14 protein-coding genes are annotated in these 16195 nt (G+C 67.6%); 7 read left to right on the plus strand and 7 right to left on the minus strand.

The genetic code is table 11. The features are described from left to right. The first annotated feature begins 10 nt into the window (after positions 1–10). Positions 11–2311 (plus strand): glycogen debranching protein GlgX, encoded by a 2301-nt coding sequence (gene glgX, locus BO226_RS10410; RefSeq protein ID WP_071935175.1) that lies wholly within the window; start codon positions 11–13, stop codon positions 2309–2311. 83 nt (positions 2312–2394) lie between these two features. Further along, positions 2395–4701, plus strand: a complete 2307-nt coding sequence (gene treY, locus BO226_RS10415) for a malto-oligosyltrehalose synthase (protein WP_232238117.1) — start codon at positions 2395–2397, stop codon at positions 4699–4701. Here treY and BO226_RS10420 read toward each other — a convergent pair. Continuing rightward, positions 4698–5210, minus strand: coding sequence for a DUF2029 domain-containing protein (locus BO226_RS10420; RefSeq protein ID WP_006554110.1), 513 nt, complete (start codon positions 5208–5210; stop codon positions 4698–4700). The genes treY and BO226_RS10420 overlap by 4 nt on opposite strands. Positions 5211–5218: 8 nt before the next feature. Then, positions 5219–5428 carry a helix-turn-helix transcriptional regulator gene (locus BO226_RS10425; RefSeq protein ID WP_071935177.1) on the minus strand — a complete coding sequence of 70 codons (210 nt, stop codon included), beginning with the start codon at positions 5426–5428 and terminating at the stop codon, positions 5219–5221. Positions 5429–5793: 365 nt separating this feature from the next. On the opposite strand from BO226_RS10425, the gene BO226_RS10430 reads away from it, so the two are divergent. Then, positions 5794–6258: a hypothetical protein gene (locus tag BO226_RS10430; protein ID WP_232238101.1), complete on the plus strand. Its 465-nt coding sequence runs from the start codon at positions 5794–5796 to the stop codon at positions 6256–6258. Between the two features lie 117 nt (positions 6259–6375). On the opposite strand, the gene BO226_RS10435 is transcribed toward BO226_RS10430, so the two are convergent. Then, positions 6376–6861, minus strand: coding sequence for a TIGR00725 family protein (locus tag BO226_RS10435; RefSeq protein ID WP_006554113.1), 486 nt, complete (start codon positions 6859–6861; stop codon positions 6376–6378). Between the two features lie 122 nt (positions 6862–6983). On the opposite strand from BO226_RS10435, the gene BO226_RS10440 reads away from it, so the two are divergent. After that, a complete protein-coding gene (locus BO226_RS10440) occupies positions 6984–7397 on the plus strand; it encodes a YchJ family protein (protein ID WP_071935178.1) in 414 nt (137 codons plus the stop codon). Positions 7398–7407: 10 nt separating this feature from the next. On the opposite strand, the gene BO226_RS10445 is transcribed toward BO226_RS10440, so the two are convergent. After that, entirely contained in the window at positions 7408–8079 is a 672-nt protein-coding gene (locus BO226_RS10445; protein WP_024101252.1) for a TetR/AcrR family transcriptional regulator, read from the minus strand. 110 nt (positions 8080–8189) lie between these two features. Here BO226_RS10445 and treZ point away from each other — a divergent pair, with 110 nt between their 5' ends. Further along, a complete protein-coding gene (gene treZ, locus BO226_RS10450; protein WP_071935179.1) occupies positions 8190–9938 on the plus strand; it encodes a malto-oligosyltrehalose trehalohydrolase in 1749 nt (582 codons plus the stop codon). 87 nt (positions 9939–10025) lie between these two features. Further along, complete coding sequence (locus BO226_RS10455; protein WP_019289739.1) at positions 10026–10301, plus strand: hypothetical protein; 276 nt, start codon at positions 10026–10028, stop codon at positions 10299–10301. Positions 10302–10336: 35 nt separating this feature from the next. Here the strand turns inward: BO226_RS10455 and ilvA are convergent, their stop codons facing one another. Beyond that, positions 10337–11662 carry a threonine ammonia-lyase IlvA gene (ilvA, locus tag BO226_RS10460; RefSeq protein WP_071935180.1) on the minus strand — a complete coding sequence of 442 codons (1326 nt, stop codon included), beginning with the start codon at positions 11660–11662 and terminating at the stop codon, positions 10337–10339. Between the two features lie 119 nt (positions 11663–11781). Then, a complete protein-coding gene (locus BO226_RS10465) occupies positions 11782–12225 on the minus strand; it encodes a nitroreductase family deazaflavin-dependent oxidoreductase (protein ID WP_024101255.1) in 444 nt (147 codons plus the stop codon). A 138-nt stretch (positions 12226–12363) separates the two neighbouring features. Between BO226_RS10465 and BO226_RS10470 the strand changes: the two genes are divergently transcribed. Next, complete coding sequence (locus BO226_RS10470) at positions 12364–12591, plus strand: hypothetical protein (protein WP_006554120.1); 228 nt, start codon at positions 12364–12366, stop codon at positions 12589–12591. 66 nt (positions 12592–12657) lie between these two features. On the opposite strand, the gene dnaE is transcribed toward BO226_RS10470, so the two are convergent. Next, positions 12658–16194 (minus strand): DNA polymerase III subunit alpha, encoded by a 3537-nt coding sequence (gene dnaE / locus BO226_RS10475; protein ID WP_071935181.1) that lies wholly within the window; start codon positions 16192–16194, stop codon positions 12658–12660. Position 16195: the final 1 nt, after the last annotated feature.

Raw genomic sequence — 16195 nt, forward strand, 5'->3', positions numbered from 1 at the left:
GTTGGCGGGCATGGAGACCACCGAAGCGAGCGCCAGCGACGAGATGCCCGAGCCCCTGGAAGTGTGGCCGGGATCCCCCTATCCCCTCGGCGCGACCTACGACGGGGCGGGCACGAACTTTGCACTGTTCTCCGAGATCGCCGAGAAGGTCGAGCTGTGCCTGATCTCCCGTGACGGGACCGAGACCCGCATCCCGCTCGAGGAGGTGGACGGTTACGTCTGGCACGCCTACCTTCCGACGGTCTCCCCCGGCCAGCGTTACGGCTACCGCGTGCACGGTCCGTTCGATCCGGAGAACGGTCACCGGTGCGATCCGAGCAAGCTGCTCCTCGACCCGTACGGGAAGGCGTTCGACGGGTCGTTCGACGGCGACCCGTCGCTGTTCTCGTACCCGCTGCCCGGTGCCGAGCCCGTGGCCGACAGCGCCTCGGACGAGAGCACGGACGACACCGAGGACACCGACACCGGCGACGCCGCGTCCACCGGCGACGCCGTGTCCACCGACGACGCCGAGCCCGAGGTGATCGCGACGGGGCAGACCTCCGACGCCGCCGCGGAGCTTCCCGGCCTGGATTCGCTGGGCCACACCATGACGACCGTGGTGATCAACCCGTTCTTCGATTGGGCGACGGATCGTCATCCCCGCCGCCCCTACAACGAGACGGTCATCTACGAGGCCCACGTCAAAGGCATGACGGCCACGCATCCGGACGTCCCCGAACACATGCGGGGCACCTACGCCGGTCTCGCGCACCCGGCGATCATCGACCATCTCCTCGATCTCGGCGTCACCGCGATCGAACTGATGCCCGTGCACCAGTTCATGCACGACCAGGTGCTGCTCGACCAGGGGCTGCGGAACTACTGGGGGTACAACACCTTCGGGTTCTTCGCGCCGCACGCCGAGTACTCGTCGTCGACCAAGCCGAGCGCCGTGGTCGCCGAGTTCAAGGCGATGGTGCGGGCCTTCCACGAGGCGGGCATCGAGGTGATCCTCGACGTGGTCTACAACCACACCGCCGAGGGGAACCATCTCGGTCCCACCATCTGCTTCCGCGGCATCGACAACGCCGCCTACTACCGCCTCGTCGACGACGACAAGGCCTACTACATGGACTACACGGGGACGGGCAACAGCCTCAACGCCCGTCACCCGCACACCCTGCAGCTGATCATGGACTCGCTGCGCTACTGGGTGACCGAGATGCACGTCGACGGCTTCCGGTTCGATCTCGCGTCGACCCTGGCGCGCGAGCTGCACGACGTCGACCGGCTGTCGGCCTTCTTCGATCTCGTCCAGCAGGATCCGGTGGTCTCGCAGGTCAAGCTCATCGCCGAGCCGTGGGATATCGGTGAGGGCGGTTACCAGGTGGGCAACTTCCCCGGTCAGTGGACGGAGTGGAACGGCAAGTACCGCGACACGGTCCGCGACTACTGGCGCGGCGAACCGGCCACCCTCGGCGAGTTCGCGTCGCGCCTGACCGGCTCGTCGGATCTGTACGAGGACACCGGCCGCCGTCCCGGCGCGTCGGTCAACTTCGTCACCGCCCACGACGGGTTCACCCTTGCGGATCTGGTGTCGTACAACGAGAAACACAACGATGCCAACGGCGAGGGCAATCGCGACGGTGAGTCGCACAACCGGTCGTGGAACTGCGGTGTGGAAGGCCCCACGGACGATCCCGAGGTCCTCGCGCTGCGCGGGCGCCAGCAGCGCAACATGCTCGCGACGCTGATCCTGTCGCAGGGCACGCCGATGCTCGCCCACGGCGACGAGTTCGGTCGCACCCAGCAGGGCAACAACAACGTGTACTGCCAGGACAACGAACTCTCGTGGGTGGACTGGTCGCTCGCCGAGTCCAACGCCGACCTGGTCGCGTTCACCCGCAACGTGATCGCGCTGCGCACCGACCACCCTGTCTTCCGGCGTCGCAGGTTCTTCGAGGGCCGACCCATCCGCAGCGGTGATCAGTCCCGCGACATCGCGTGGCTCACACCGGCCGGCGACGAGATGATGCCAGAGGACTGGGACAGCGGTTTCGGCAAGTCGCTCGCGGTCTTCCTCAACGGCGAGGGCATCCCCGAACCCGATCAGCGGGGGCAGCGCGTCGTCGACGACTCGTTCCTGATGTGCTTCAACGCCCATCACGAACCGATCGAGTTCGTCACCCCCGACGGCCCGCACGCCGAGGAATGGACGGTCGCGCTCGACACCGACGTTCCCGACGGTCTGCGCGAGGAGATCGTCGTCGCCGGTAAGCCGGTCCGGGTGCAGGCACGCTCGGTTCTGGTGCTCCGGAAGACCCGGTGACCCCCGGCGGTACGGAGTCGGCAGGTGTGAACGGCGCCGGCGCGGGGAATACTGCGCCGGTGTTGTCCACCTACCGACTCCAGATGCGCGGCGACGAGTGCACCTTCGCCGACGCCGTCGCCCTGCTCGACTACCTCGACGCCCTGGGTGTCTCGCACGTCTACCTCTCCCCCGTCCTCAGCGCGACGATCGGGTCCACCCACGGATACGACGTGGTCGATCCCGGCACGGTCTCCGAGTCGCTCGGGGGACGCGAGGGTCTGGAACGGTTGTCGAAGGAGGCACGCGCACGGGGCATGGGGCTGGTCGTCGACATCGTCCCCAACCATGTCGGGGTGGCCGACCCACGTCAGAACGCGTGGTGGTGGGACGTCCTGAAGCACGGCTCCGAGTCGCGCTACGCGTCGTTCTTCGATCTCGACCTCGCCGGCGACAACGGTGTGGACGGTCGGATCGCTCTGCCGGTGCTCGGATCGGACGACGCGGTGCAGGAGCTGACCGTCGACCGCTCCGGCGACGAGCCGATGCTCGCCTACTACGACAAGCGATTCCCGATCGCTCCCGGGACCGACGAGGGCACCGGTGAGGAGGTCCACGCGCGGCAGGCCTACCGGCTCGTGGCGTGGAACTCGGGGTTGATCGGATACCGCCGCTTCTTCACCGTCGACGATCTCGCCGCGGTGCGGGTGGAGGATCCCGCGGTGTTCGACGCGACGCACGAGCAGGTCGCCTCGTGGATCGCCGACGATCTGGTCGACGGGATCCGCGTCGACCATCCGGACGGTCTCGCCGATCCGTCCGGTTATCTCGCGCGCTTGCGCGAGGTGATCGGCCCCGAGCGGTGGCTCGTGATCGAGAAGATCCTCGGCGATGCCGAACCGCTGGATGCGACGCTGCCGGTGGACGGCACCACCGGCTACGACGCACTCGGCGAACTGTCGACGGTGTTCGTCGATCCGTCCGGCGAGTCGGAGCTGAACGCCCTGTCGCGCAGGTTCACCGGCGCCGAAGGCGACGCGCCGTGGCTGCACGCCCGCGAACACGACCTCAAACGATCGGTGCTCGGCAGCGGGCTCGCCCCGGAGGTGCGCCGCCTCGTGCGGGCGATCCGACGCGAGACCGGCGACACCGGCTGCGATGACGCGTCCCTGCGCGAGGCCGTGATGGCCGTCGCCGCACAGCTTCCCGTCTACCGCGCCGACTACGCGCCGCTCGCGACCCTGGTGCCGCGTATCGTCGGCGACCTCGCGCGGACGCAACCCGCGCTCGATCCTGCGCTCGCGGTGTTCGCCCGGGCGATGGCCCTCGGCGGTGAGGCCGCGTCCCGCTTCGGCCAGGTGTGCGGTGCCGCGACGGCCAAGGCGGTCGAGGACTGCCTGTTCTATCGGGCGGCGCGGCTGATCTCGCTGCAGGAGGTGGGCGGGCAACCCGGCCGTTTCTCGGCCACCCCGGCCGAGTTCCACCTCGCGTGGACCCAGCGGGCACGGCACTGGCCGCGGGCGATGACCACCCTGTCGACCCACGACACCAAACGCAGCGAGGACGTCCGGGCGCGGATCGGTGTGCTCTCGCAGGTCGCCGACGTGTGGTCCCGTCGGCTCGGGCAGTGGAACGAGTCGGCGCCCGCACCGGATCCGGCGATCGGACTGTTCCTGTGGCAGACCCTGTTCGGAGTCTGGCCGCTCGACGGAGTGGTGACCGACGAGCTGCGCGAACGGGTACATGCGTACGCGCAGAAGGCGCTGCGCGAGAACGGAACCCGCACCACGTGGACCGAGGTCGACGAGGAATTCGAGACCGCGGTGGGCAACTGGCTGGACACGGTGATCGACGGACCGGTCGCGGGTGAGCTCACCGCTTTCGTGACCGAGGTCGAACCGCACGTCGCGGCCGTCTCGTGCGGCCAGAAACTGTTGCAACTGCTCGGCCCCGGCGTCCCCGACGTCTATCAGGGCACCGAACTGTGGGACGACTCGCTCGTCGATCCGGACAACCGGCGGCCGGTGGAGTTCGACGTCCGACGGCGGCTGCTCGACGCCCCTGATTCGGCGCCGGCGAAGTTCACGATCGTGCGCACCGCGCTCCGGTTGCGCCGCGAACGACCCGCGAGCTTCGTCGGCGGGGCGTACGTTCCGGTCCTCGCCACCGGCCCGGCCGCCGAGCACCTGCTCGCGTTCGGCCGCGGTCCGGCGCCGGACGACCTCGATGTCCTCGCGGTGGCCTCCCGCCGCACCGTGGCGCTGTCGCGTTCGGGGTGGAAGGACACGACCGTCGACCTGCCGGACGGCGACTGGTCGGATGCCCTGACCAGACGCTCCTTCACCGGTCGGGTGCGGGTCGCCGATCTGCTCGACTCCCAGCCGGTCGCAGCACTCGTCCGCGCGCGTTAGTCCTCGAGCGCGTCGAGCGCTTCCTCAGCGTCGAGCCGGCGCTGGGTGCGTCGCCGACTCCAGGCGAGAACCAGTCCTGCGAGGACGATGACGACCGCCGCGCCGACGACCCGCCCCGCCCAGGTCGCGGCGTCGTTCTCGAAAGGATGGCTCTCGTAACGCAGGCGGAGGAAGATGCCGGCGACGCCGACGAGATAGAGCGCGGCGGCGGCGGCACTGCGGGGTCGCCACAGTTTCGCGGTGGCGTACAGGTCGACGTCGCGTTGCCGCGCGTACAACTGGGTCACGATCGACACGACGAACCAGGCCACGAGGATGCCCAGTGCCGTCCACGCCCCGGGCCGGCCGGCGAGCCACGGGAGCAGCGCCGCCGCCACCAGCGCGATCCACAGGGACAACTGGAATCCCACCGCCGATGCTTCGTTCCAGACGTCTCGCTGACGTTCGTCGCGGTAGAATTCGTCGTCCAGATCGCCGATGAAGCGCGCGGTTTTCACGAAGACCGTCATGAGGGCTCCTAGATGGTGAGCGGGAACAGTTCCTCGACCGTGCTGTCGAGTCTGAGGGCGAGACGCAGGGCGAGGTACACGCTGGGCGCGTAGTCACCCTTCTCCGTCGAGACGATGCTCTGTCTGCTGACGCCGACCGCGTCGCCGAGCGCGGCCTGGGTGAGTCCCGCTTTCTTGCGGAATTCGCGGACCCGGTTGCTCCTCGGTGTGTCGGTCACACCAAAAGTAAACTCTGCTTGTCATTTCATGTCAAGCATTCTTGTCATTTTCGATCGTCGAACCCCTCCGGCACACCCGTCGAGCTGGACATGCGATCACCCCTCGACGTAGTCGATCACGAAACAGAGAATTACATTCTCACGGTCGAAGGTTCCGTCACCGCTCCGGCCTTCGGCGAATCATGCAACAATGTCAGGATTTCCGAGCAGGATCCGATCCCGACGAGGGGTGGATTCAGGATCGTCACCTACCGAATCCACCCGATACGCAGCAGTCCTTGATTTACGTTCTCGAATACGGAAATTTAGTTCTCATCGCGAGCGCCGTCGCCGACAGGACTTTGCGCAGTCAGAGAGAGGTTTCGATGAAGACCGAAGACATGGTGATGATCAGCATCGACGACCACGTCGTCAACCAGTCCCGGACCGGCACCAGCTTCCTGCCGGCCGGCATGAGCCCGACGGACGTGTGGCGCAAGAACTTCCTCGCCTGCTACATCACCGAACCGAGCGGACTGAACAACCGTCACCGGCTCGGCGTCGACACCATCGCGTGGGAATGCGACTACCCGCACTCCGACTCGACGTGGCCGAACTCCCCCGAGATGCTCGAGGAGGAACTCGACGCGTGCGAGTGCACCGACGAGGAGATCGACAAGATCACCTTCGCCAACGCCGCGAAGTTCTTCGACTGGGATCCCTTCGAGCACATCCCGCGTGAGGAGGCCACCGTCGGCGCCCTGCGCGCCCGCGCCACCGACGTCGACATCAGCGAGACGTCCAAGGAGGAGTACCGCCGCCGTTACGAGCTCACCAACTCCGGCTCGTAGATTCCTGCTCCACAGGAGCCCACAACAGACGATGCCCGCCGATCCGGATCGGCGGGCATCGTCGCGTCTACGGTGTCGTGCCTACTGCGTCGTGCCTACTGCGTCGTCACGGTCGGCTCACATCGGGTCCTTGCGCCACAACAGTGCGTGCAGGCACTCGACGGCCTCGGCGGGCGATTCGACATCGAGCACTCCGGCGGCGGGCATCCGCCAACCGCCGATCGCGATGACCGGAACACCGATGCGGACCGCGAGCGCGATCTCGCTCATGGTGCCCCAGCTTCCACCCACCGCGATCAACGCGTCGCTGCTGCGCACGAGCAGCGCGTTGCGCATCTCTCCGAGGCCCGTGGGAACGGCCACCGTCAGATAGGGATTGCCCTCGGCACGGTCGTCTCCGGGCAGCAGGCCGAGGGTCGTCCCACCGGCTTCCACAGCGCCACGGCAGGCTGCCGCCATCACCCCACCGAGACCGCCGGTGACCACGACGGCCCGGCGTCCGGCGAGGAGTCCCCCGACCTGGCGGGCGAGGCGTCGCTGTTCGGGCGTGGCTTCACCCGGCCCCACGACCCCGACATAGCGCTGCGCATTCATGTCCGGCATTCTGCATCACGGAGCGCTCCGGAGCGCGCGGTCCGAGAACATCATTCACGCCCGGCATCGTCCGCTCCCGCTCTGACCGCCCCGAGGCCGGGCGATCGAGCCCATCGGGGGAGACTGTGGCCATGAGCAGAGCCGACCGCAGCACCGACACCCGCCCGGATTCCCCGTGCCCGTGCGGTCGCGGCGTTCCCCTGTCCGAATGCTGCGGGCCGCTGCTGGCCGGTGCGAGCGCGCCCACCGCCGAACGACTGATGCGTTCGCGGTACACGGCATTCGCGACGCGCGATGCGGCGCACCTGCTGCGCACCTGGCACCCGTCCACACGTCCGCGCTCGATCGAGTTCGACCCCGGTCAGCGCTGGACCGGGCTCGAGGTCCTGCACACCACCGGAGGCGGATTCCTGCATACGACCGGCACGGTGGACTTCCGCGCGCACTGGACGGCGGACGGGGTGCCCGACTCGATGCGCGAGCACAGCCGGTTCGTGCGGGAGGACGGCGAGTGGCTCTACCTCGACGACTGCGGCGACGACTGAACCGACTCCGTCACGGCGCCGTTCGTCGCAACAGCGTCGCGCGCAGCGTCCCCGAGAGCCACTGACGGTACTGGTCGACGTCCCATCCGCGATCCCGTCTCAGCAGCGCGTGCACCTGCGGGGAACTCAGGGTGAACAGGACATCGGCCGCGTGCTCGACGGTGACGTCCTCGCGCAGCCAGCCGGCGTGTTCGAGTCCTTCCGCGAGGGTGCGGGCGTTCTCGGCCGTCGCCTTCGCGTCGTCCGCGGCGAAACGACGCATGTCGGGGTCCGCCCCCGATGATTCCACGGAGGTCATGAGCAGCCCGCCCGCGCGTTCGAGCATCGCGGTGCCGTAGCGGACCACCTGCTCGACCACGAGGTCGACGTGCGAGACCGCGCCGCTGCCGTGGGACGATTCCGGATCCGCCGCCGCGACCGCGCGCGGATCGCCGTCGCCGGCCACCGCGTGATCGAGCGCCTCGCGGAAGATCTCCGCCTTGCCGCCGGGGAAGGCGGTGAACACCGTCCGCACCGCCACACCCGCTTCGTCCGCGATGTTCTTGACGGTGGTGCTGACGTAGCCGTCGCGAACGAACAGCCGCGCCGCGGCGTCGCGGATCGTCTCGCGGGTTCGGCGGGCCGCTTCCTCCCGCAACGGCGAGGTGTACCGTCGGCGGGCTCGCTCGGGATTCGGGTTCACTCCCCCAGTATCGAGTGCATTGCAGCTGCAACAAAATTGACGCGCGGCAGGGTGGGACGCCGGTGGCGCCATCCCCTGCACCGACGCCTCCGACACGGCATGCTGGTCGAGTGCACACCTTCGAGGTCTGGGCTCCGATCCCGTCGTCCGTCCGACTGTTCGCCGACGGACGGTTCCACGACATGCAACGCGGCGACGACGGCTGGTGGCGCACCACCGTCGACGTCGCTCCCGACACCCGATACGGTTTCGTGCTCGACGACGACACCGGGACGGTCCTTCCCGACCCGCGATCTCCGCGGCAGCCGGAGGGCGTGCACGAGCCGTCGCAGCTCCACGTGCTCGACGAGACGAAGTGGACCGACCACGGCTGGACCGGCCGGCAACTGACAGGAAGCATCGTCTACGAGATGCACGTGGGGACCTTCACCCCCGAGGGCACACTCGACTCGGCGATCGACCGTCTCGACGAACTCGTGGACCTCGGTGTCGAGTTCGTCGAACTCATGCCGCTCAACGCGTTCAACGGCACCCACGGATGGGGCTACGACGGCGTGCTCTGGTACGCGGTGCACGAACCCTACGGTGGCCCCGATGCCCTGCAGCGTTTCGTCGACGCCGCCCACGCGCGCGGACTGGCGGTGGCACTCGACGTCGTCTACAACCATCTCGGTCCGTCGGGAAACTATCTGGGCCGCTTCGGTCCCTATCTCTCCGCGGCCCCGGGAATCTGGGGCGACAACATCAACCTCGACGGTCCCGGATCCGGGGAGGTGCGCCGGTACATCCTCGACAATGCGCTGCGCTGGTTCCGCGACTTCCACATCGACGCCCTCCGGCTCGACGCCGTGCACGCGCTGATCGACCACACCGCCACACACCTCCTCGAGGAACTGTCGGTCGAGACGTTCCGCCTGTCCGCCCATCTCGGCCGCCCCCTGTCGTTGATCGCCGAATCGGACCTCAACGATCCGAAGCTGATCACTCCCCGGCCCGGCGGTGGATACGGACTGCACGCACAATGGGCCGACGACGTCCACCACGCGATCCACGCGGCGGTGTCCGGTGAACGGCAGGGCTACTACGGCGACTTCGGTTCGCTGGACTGCCTCGCGTACACGCTCGGGCACGGCTTCTTCCACGCCGGGACGTATTCGAGCTTCCGCGGCCGGGTCCACGGGCGCCCGCTCGACACCCGGCGCACGCCGGCGAGCGGTCTGGTCGCCTACACCTGCACGCACGATCAGGTCGGCAACCGGGCGCTCGGCGATCGGCCGGGTGCCTATCTCGAGCCCGGTCAGCTCGCTCTCAAGGCGGCGCTCGTGCTCACGTCCCCGTTCACGCCGATGTTGTTCATGGGCGAGGAGTGGGGTGCGAGCACACCCTTCCGGTACTTCACGTCGCATCCCGAACCGGAACTCGCCGCGGCCGTGGTCGAGGGTCGCCGGCGCGAGTTCGCCGAACACGGCTGGGACGCCGCCGACGTACCCGACCCGCAGGCTCCGGAGACCTTCATCGGCTCGAAGCTGCGCTGGGACGAACGCGACGAGGGCGGGCACGCCCGGTTGCTGGAGTGCTACCGCGCGCTCGTCGCGCTCCGGCGGGACCGTGCCGAGCTCACCGATCCCTGGCTCGAGCACGTGCACGTGACGTACGACGAGGACGAGAAATGGCTTGTCGTGTACCGCGGGGCGCTGCGCGTGGCGTGCAATCTCGGACCCGACCCCGTCACCGTGCCGGTCGGCGGGAGGCCGCTGCTCTGGTGGGACGAACCGGTGGTCAACCGCACCGAGTCCGCAGTGTTGATCCCGGGCTGGTCCTTCGCGATCCTGGAGGCTCCCGAGATGCCCCGCCGATAACGTTCGTCAGGCGAAAAAAGTCGTCGATTATGCCACGAGTGGGCGAGTACCGTCTCAAGTACCGTCGAATTCTCGAGGTGAATCACCATGCAACCCAAGAAGATTCTGGCGAGTGTATTCCTCAGCACCGCCCTCGTCCTCGCTCCCGCCGGAGTCGCATCGGCGACCCCCACCGTCGACACGGCACCCGGGATCGTGAATGTCAGCGGAGGACACGACGACCACGGAAAGTACGACCACCACGATCACGACAAGAACTACAACCATCACGACAAGAAGTACGACCGCGACCATCACCGGAACCACTACTGGCGGCCCGACTGCTATTGGTGGGGCCCATGGTTGGTGTGCAATCGCTGGTGATCGCACACCAACCGTGACGTGACCGGGCCACCCGGTTACGTCAGATAACGGTAGGCCGGCGACCCCGGCTCGAGTCGCTGCGCGTCGATCGGCGACGCGTCCATGCGATTGAGCAGGGCCGAAAGGTCTTCCGCGGCACCCAGTTCGATACCGACGAGGGCAGCACCGGTCTCCCGGTTGTTGCGCTTGACGTACTCGAACAGGGTGATGTCGTCGTCCGGTCCGAGGACTTCGTCCAGGAACCGGCGCAGTGCGCCGGGCTCCTGGGGGAAGTCCACGAGGAAATAGTGTTTGAGCCCGCGGTGGACGAGCGACCGCTCGATGATCTCGCCGTAGCGTGAGACGTCGTTGTTACCGCCCGACACCAGGCACACCACGTTCGCTCCGGGCTGCACCGAGATCGACTCGAGGGCAGCGACGGACAGGGCGCCGGCGGGCTCGGCGATGATGCCCTCGTTCTGGTACAGATCGAGCATCGTGGTGCACAGCGCACCCTCGTCGATCTGGGTCATCCCGAACGGGGCCCGGCCGAGCCCCTCCCGGCGCAGCGTGGCCACGAGCGGCAGGCTCGAATGGGACACGACCTCGGCACCGAGTTCGGAGACCACGGCGTAGGGGATGTCGCCGATCCGCTTGACCGCAGCGCCGTCGACGAACGGCTCGACCTCCGGCAGCGTGACGGGACCGCCCGCGACCAGCGCGGCGGTCATCGACGCTGCACCCGCCGGCTCGACGCCGACGATCGACGTGCGTGGGGACCGCTCGCGCAGATAGGCGGCGACACCGGCGATGAGGCCGCCCCCGCCCACGGGGACGAGCACGACGTCGAGATCGCCGTCGAGCTGTTCGAGGACCTCGCGCGCGATGGTGCCCTGCCCGGCAGCGGTGCGGGCGTCGTCGAAGGGCGGGATCATCGTCGCACCGGTGCGGATCGCATCGTCGGCTGCCGCTGCGGCCGCGGCGTCGAAGGTGTCGCCGACACCGATGAGTTCGACGCTGTCGCCGCCGTGGACACGGATCCGATCGCACTTCTGCTTGGGAGTGCGGGTGGGCACGTAGATCCGGCCCTGGATTCCCATCACCCGGCACGCGTAGGCGACACCCTGCGCGTGATTACCGGCGCTGGCCGTGACGACGCCCGCGGCGCGCTCGGCCGCGTCGAGCTGCGCCATGGCGTTGTACGCCCCACGGAGCTTGAAGGACCGCACCCGGGTGAGGTCCTCCCGCTTGAGGTAGACGTCGGCGCCTACGAGCGCCGAGAGTCGAGGGCTGCGCTCGAGTGGCGTTGGGTCGACCGCCTCCGAAATTCGCTCGGCAGCCGCATCGATGTCGGCCGCGCAGGGCACGGCGGTCAGAGTCATCGGTTCTGCTGTTCGCGAAGTGGAGGTCACGCGTCAATGCTGCCACTCCCCCGATTCGACCACCACGGCGGGATCCGCATCGAGGGGGTAGCAGCACAGTCCGTCCGAGCGTGCTCGGTCTACGAGCCTTCGACCGGTTCGAGAACGAAGACGGGGATCTCGCGGTCGGTCTTCTCCTGGTACTCCGCGTAGGGCGGGAACGCCTCGACGGCACGTTCCCACCACTGCGCCTTCTCCTCGCCGTGGACCTCGCGGGCGGTCATGTCCCACACCTCGGTGCGGTCCCTGACCTCGACGTGCGGGTTCGCGACGATGTTGTGGTACCAAACGGGATGCTTCGGTGCACCGCCGAGCGAGGCGACAGCGGCGTACCTACCCTCGTGCTCGACCCGCATGAGAGGGATCTTGCGGAGCTTGCCGGACTTGGCGCCGACCGTGGTCAGGATGATGACCGGTCGACCCTGGAGGGTGGTGCCGCGGGTTCCGCCCGACGACTCGTACTCCTCGACCTGCTTGGCGCTCCATTCGACGGGACTCGGTTCGTATTCTCCGTGCAGTGGCATACCGACCAGTCAACACAATCGTTGTAGCAGTCGCCGCCCGATCGTCGAGTTCGGTGGCCCGAACTCTTCCCTGCGCCTATCCTGAAGAAAGAATTCCGCCCGGCCTACAGTCGCTCGGTCTACAGGAGGTGCACCGCGATGTCCGTGCTCGACCCCCGGATACACCGTGAGCGCACCGACGGTGTGGACATCGCCGGCACGATCTGGCCCCTGTACAAGCTCGAAGCACTCGCGGCCGGTCTCCTGACCCTGCTCGTGGTCCTCGTCGTCACCACCAGCGCCCAGAGCGCCGTCATCGGTGCCGCTGCGGTCACCGTCGTCGTGTGGTGGGTCCGCAGGATCCAGCAGCACGCACTCCGTTCCTAGACGCACCGGCCGACCCCGGCTTCCCGCGCGGCGCTCACCGAAGGGCTTGCGCCGCGCGGCGGACCGCTAGGTGGCCAGGCAGCCCGGCCCGAGCAGGGCCTTGAGGTCGCCCATGAGCGCCGACGACGCTTCGACCCGCAGGCTGTCGTCGAGCTTGAGGACGGTGACCTTGCTGCCGGTGACGAGCCGCACGTGCACGTCGGACGAACCGGGATGGCGCGTGAGCACATTCTTGAGGGCACCGACCTTGTCGGGGGTGCACAACCGGGTGGGCATCGACACCGAGACCGGCTTCGCGACCCCGATCTGCGACAGGTCGGGGACGGCGAGATCGTTGGCGATCAGGGAGATCCGGTCGTCACGGATCGACACCCGGGCCTTGACCAGCACCACCGAGTCCTCCACGACGTCCATGCCGTAGACGGCGTAGGACTGCGGGAAGAACAGCACCTCGATGCCACCGGTGAGGTCCTCGAGCTGCGCGGACGCCCAGGCGAGACCGTTCTTGTTGATGCGCCGGTTCACCGAGGCGAGGATGCCGCCGACGGTGACCTGGCTGCCGTCCTTGAGCGCGCCTTCGAGGATCGCGGGGATCTGGGTGTCGGCCTGGGACGCGAGGACGTGCTCGACGCCGTTGAGCGGGTGCCCGGAGACGTACAGGCCGAGCATCTCCCGTTCGAGGGCGAGGCGGTGCTTGGTGTCCCATTCCTCCTCGGGGATGCGGATGTTGAACACCGCGGCGACGGACTCGTCGGCGTCGTCGCCGCCGAACAGGTCGAACTGGCCGATGGCCTCGGCCTTCTTCGTGCTCATCACCGCGTCGATCGCGTCGGCGTGGACGAGCATCAATCCCTTGCGCGGGTGTCCGAGCGAGTCGAATGCACCTGCCTTGATGAGGGATTCGGTGACCTTCTTCGAACACGCGACGGTGTCGATCTTGTTGAGATAGTCGGAGAAGTCGGTGTAGCGGCCCTTCTCCTCCCGCCCCTTGATGATCGAGGCGACCACGTTCGTGCCGACGTTGCGGACGGCGCCGAGGCCGAACCGGATGTCCTCACCCACCGACATGAAGTTGGTGTGCGACTCGTTGACGTCCGGCGGCAGCACCGTGATGCCCATCTTGCGGCAGTCGGACAGATAGACCGCGGCCTTGTCCTTGTCGTCGCCGACGGAGGTGAGCAGACCGGCCATGTACTCGGCCGGGTAGTTCGCCTTGAGGTAGGCGGTCCAGAACGAGACCAGGCCGTAGCCGGCGGCGTGCGACTTGTTGAACGCGTAACCGGCGAAGGGCAGAACGGTGTCCCACAGCGCGGTGATCGCCGCCTGCGAGAAGCCGTTGTCCTTCATGCCCTGCGCGAAGCCGTCGTAGGCCTCGTCGAGGATCTCCTTCTTTTTCTTACCCATCGCGCGACGCAGCAGGTCTGCCTGTCCGAGCGAGTAACCGGCCACCTTCTGAGCGATCTGCATGATCTGCTCCTGGTAGACGATCAGGCCGTAGGTGTCGGCGAGGATCTCCTTCAGCGGTTCCTCGAGCTCGGGGTGGATCGGCTTGACCTCTTGCCGCCCGTTCTTGCGGTCGGCGTAGTCGTTGTGCGCGTTCATGCCCATCGGGCCGGGGCGGTACAGCGCGAGCACCGCGACGATGTCCTCGAAGCCGGTGGGCTGCATGCGGCGCAGCAGGTCGCGCATGGCGCTGCCGTCGAGCTGGAACACGCCGAGCGTGTCGCCACGCGCGAGCAGTTCGTAGGTCGCCGGATCCTCCAGCGGGAGGGTGTCGAGGTCGAGATCGATCCCGCGGTTGACCTTGATGTTCTCGATCGCGTCGCCGATGACGGTGAGGTTGCGCAGACCGAGGAAGTCCATCTTCAGCAGGCCGATGGCCTCGCAGGACGGATAATCCCAGCCGGTGATGATCGCGCCGTCCTGCGCGCGCTTCCACAGCGGGATCGCGTCCATGAGCGGCTCGGACGACATGATCACCGCGCAGGCGTGGACGCCGGCGTTGCGGATCAGGCCCTCGAGCCCGAGCGCAGTGTCGTAGATCTTCTTGATGTCCGGGTTGGACTCGATCAGCTGACGAACCTCGGCGGCTTCCTTGTACCGCTCGTGACTCGGATCGGTGATACCCGAGACCGGGATGTCCTTCGCCATGATCGGCGGCGGAAGTGCCTTGGTGATCTGGTCGGCGATCGCGAATCCGGGCTGGCCGAACTGCACTCGCGCGGAGTCCTTGATCGCGGCCTTCGTCTTGATGGTGCCGAACGTGATGACCTGGGCCACCTTGTCGTTGCCCCACCGCTCGGTGGCGTAGCGCACCATCTCACCGCGGCGACGATCGTCGAAGTCGATATCGATATCGGGCATCGACACGCGCTCGGGGTTGAGAAACCGCTCGAACAGCAGACCGTGCGGGATCGGGTCGATGTTGGTGATGCCCATCGCGTAGGCGACGAGCGAACCGGCGGCCGAACCACGGCCGGGGCCGACGCGGATGCCGACCTCGCGGGCGTGGTTGATGAGGTCGCCGACGACGAGGAAGTAAGCAGGGAAGCCCATCTGGTTGATGACGCTGATCTCGTACTCGGCGCGCTCGACGTACTCGCGGGGCGGGCCGGCGGGGAAGCGACGGTCGAGGCCGCGCATGACCTCCTTGTGCAACCAGCTCGCCTGCGTCTCCCCTTCCGGCACCGGGAAGATCGGCATCCGGTCGCGGTGGGTCCACACGTCCTCGTAGGACTGCACGCGCTCGGCGATGAGCAGCGTGTTGTCGCACGCACCCGGCACCTCGCGGTCCCACTGCTCGCGCATCTCCTGCGCCGACTTGAGGTAATAGCCGTCGCCGTCGAACTTGAACCGGGTGGGATCGGAGAGGGTCTTACCGGTCTGGATGCACAGCAGCGCCTCGTGGTTCGCGGCCGCATCCTTGGTGACGTAGTGGCAGTCGTTGGTCACCAGCGGCGGGATGTCGAGCTTGCGGCCGATCTCGATCAGACCCTCGCGCACACGACGCTCGATGGACAGGCCGTGGTCCATCAGCTCGAGGAAGAAGTTGTCCTTGCCCCAGATCTCCTGCCACTTCGCGGCGGCTTCGAGCGCTTCGCGCTCGTGGCCGAGGCGCAGGCGCGTCTGGATCTCGCCCGACGGGCAGCCGGTCGTGGCGATGATGCCCTCGTGATGGTGGGCGATGAGCTCTTCGTCCATACGGGCCCACTTGCCGAGCTGACCCTCGATCGATGCGAGGGAGGACAGCTTGAACAGGTTCCGCAGGCCCGTCGAGTTCTCGGCGACCATCGTCATGTGGGTGTAGGCACCCGAGCCGGAGACGTCGTCGGACTTCTGGCCGGGATCACCCCACTGCACACGCTTGGTGGAGAAGCGCGACTCCGGCGCGACGTACGCCTCGATGCCGATGATCGGCTTGATGCCGAACTTCTTGGCGACGTTGTAGAACTCGCTGGCGCCGTACATGTTTCCGTGGTCGGTCATGCCCACGGCCGGCATCCCCAGCCGTTCGGCCTCCTTGAACAACGGTCCGACCTTCGCGGCACCGTCGAGCATCGAGTACTCGGTGTGGGTGTGCAGATGAACGAACGAGTCAGCCACG

Source organism: Rhodococcus sp. 2G, assembly GCF_001886355.1.
Lineage (GTDB): Bacteria > Actinomycetota > Actinomycetes > Mycobacteriales > Mycobacteriaceae > Rhodococcus > Rhodococcus pyridinivorans.

What these genes read in the sequence shown, in the direction of transcription:
- treY (WP_232238117.1), top strand. Translation starts at nt 2,395, where the DNA reads ATGCGCGGCGACGAGTGCACCTTCGCCGACGCCGTCGCCCTGCTCGAC.
- BO226_RS10430 (WP_232238101.1), top strand. Translation starts at nt 5,794, where the DNA reads ATGAAGACCGAAGACATGGTGATGATCAGCATCGACGACCACGTCGTC.
- BO226_RS10440 (WP_071935178.1), top strand. Translation starts at nt 6,984, where the DNA reads ATGAGCAGAGCCGACCGCAGCACCGACACCCGCCCGGATTCCCCGTGC.
- BO226_RS10435 (WP_006554113.1), bottom strand. Translation starts at nt 6,861, where the DNA reads ATGCCGGACATGAATGCGCAGCGCTATGTCGGGGTCGTGGGGCCGGGT.
- BO226_RS10470 (WP_006554120.1), top strand. Translation starts at nt 12,364, where the DNA reads ATGTCCGTGCTCGACCCCCGGATACACCGTGAGCGCACCGACGGTGTG.
- BO226_RS10455 (WP_019289739.1), top strand. Translation starts at nt 10,026, where the DNA reads ATGCAACCCAAGAAGATTCTGGCGAGTGTATTCCTCAGCACCGCCCTC.
- BO226_RS10420 (WP_006554110.1), bottom strand. Translation starts at nt 5,210, where the DNA reads ATGACGGTCTTCGTGAAAACCGCGCGCTTCATCGGCGATCTGGACGAC.
- BO226_RS10465 (WP_024101255.1), bottom strand. Translation starts at nt 12,225, where the DNA reads ATGCCACTGCACGGAGAATACGAACCGAGTCCCGTCGAATGGAGCGCC.
- glgX (WP_071935175.1), top strand. Translation starts at nt 11, where the DNA reads ATGGAGACCACCGAAGCGAGCGCCAGCGACGAGATGCCCGAGCCCCTG.
- ilvA (WP_071935180.1), bottom strand. Translation starts at nt 11,662, where the DNA reads ATGACTCTGACCGCCGTGCCCTGCGCGGCCGACATCGATGCGGCTGCC.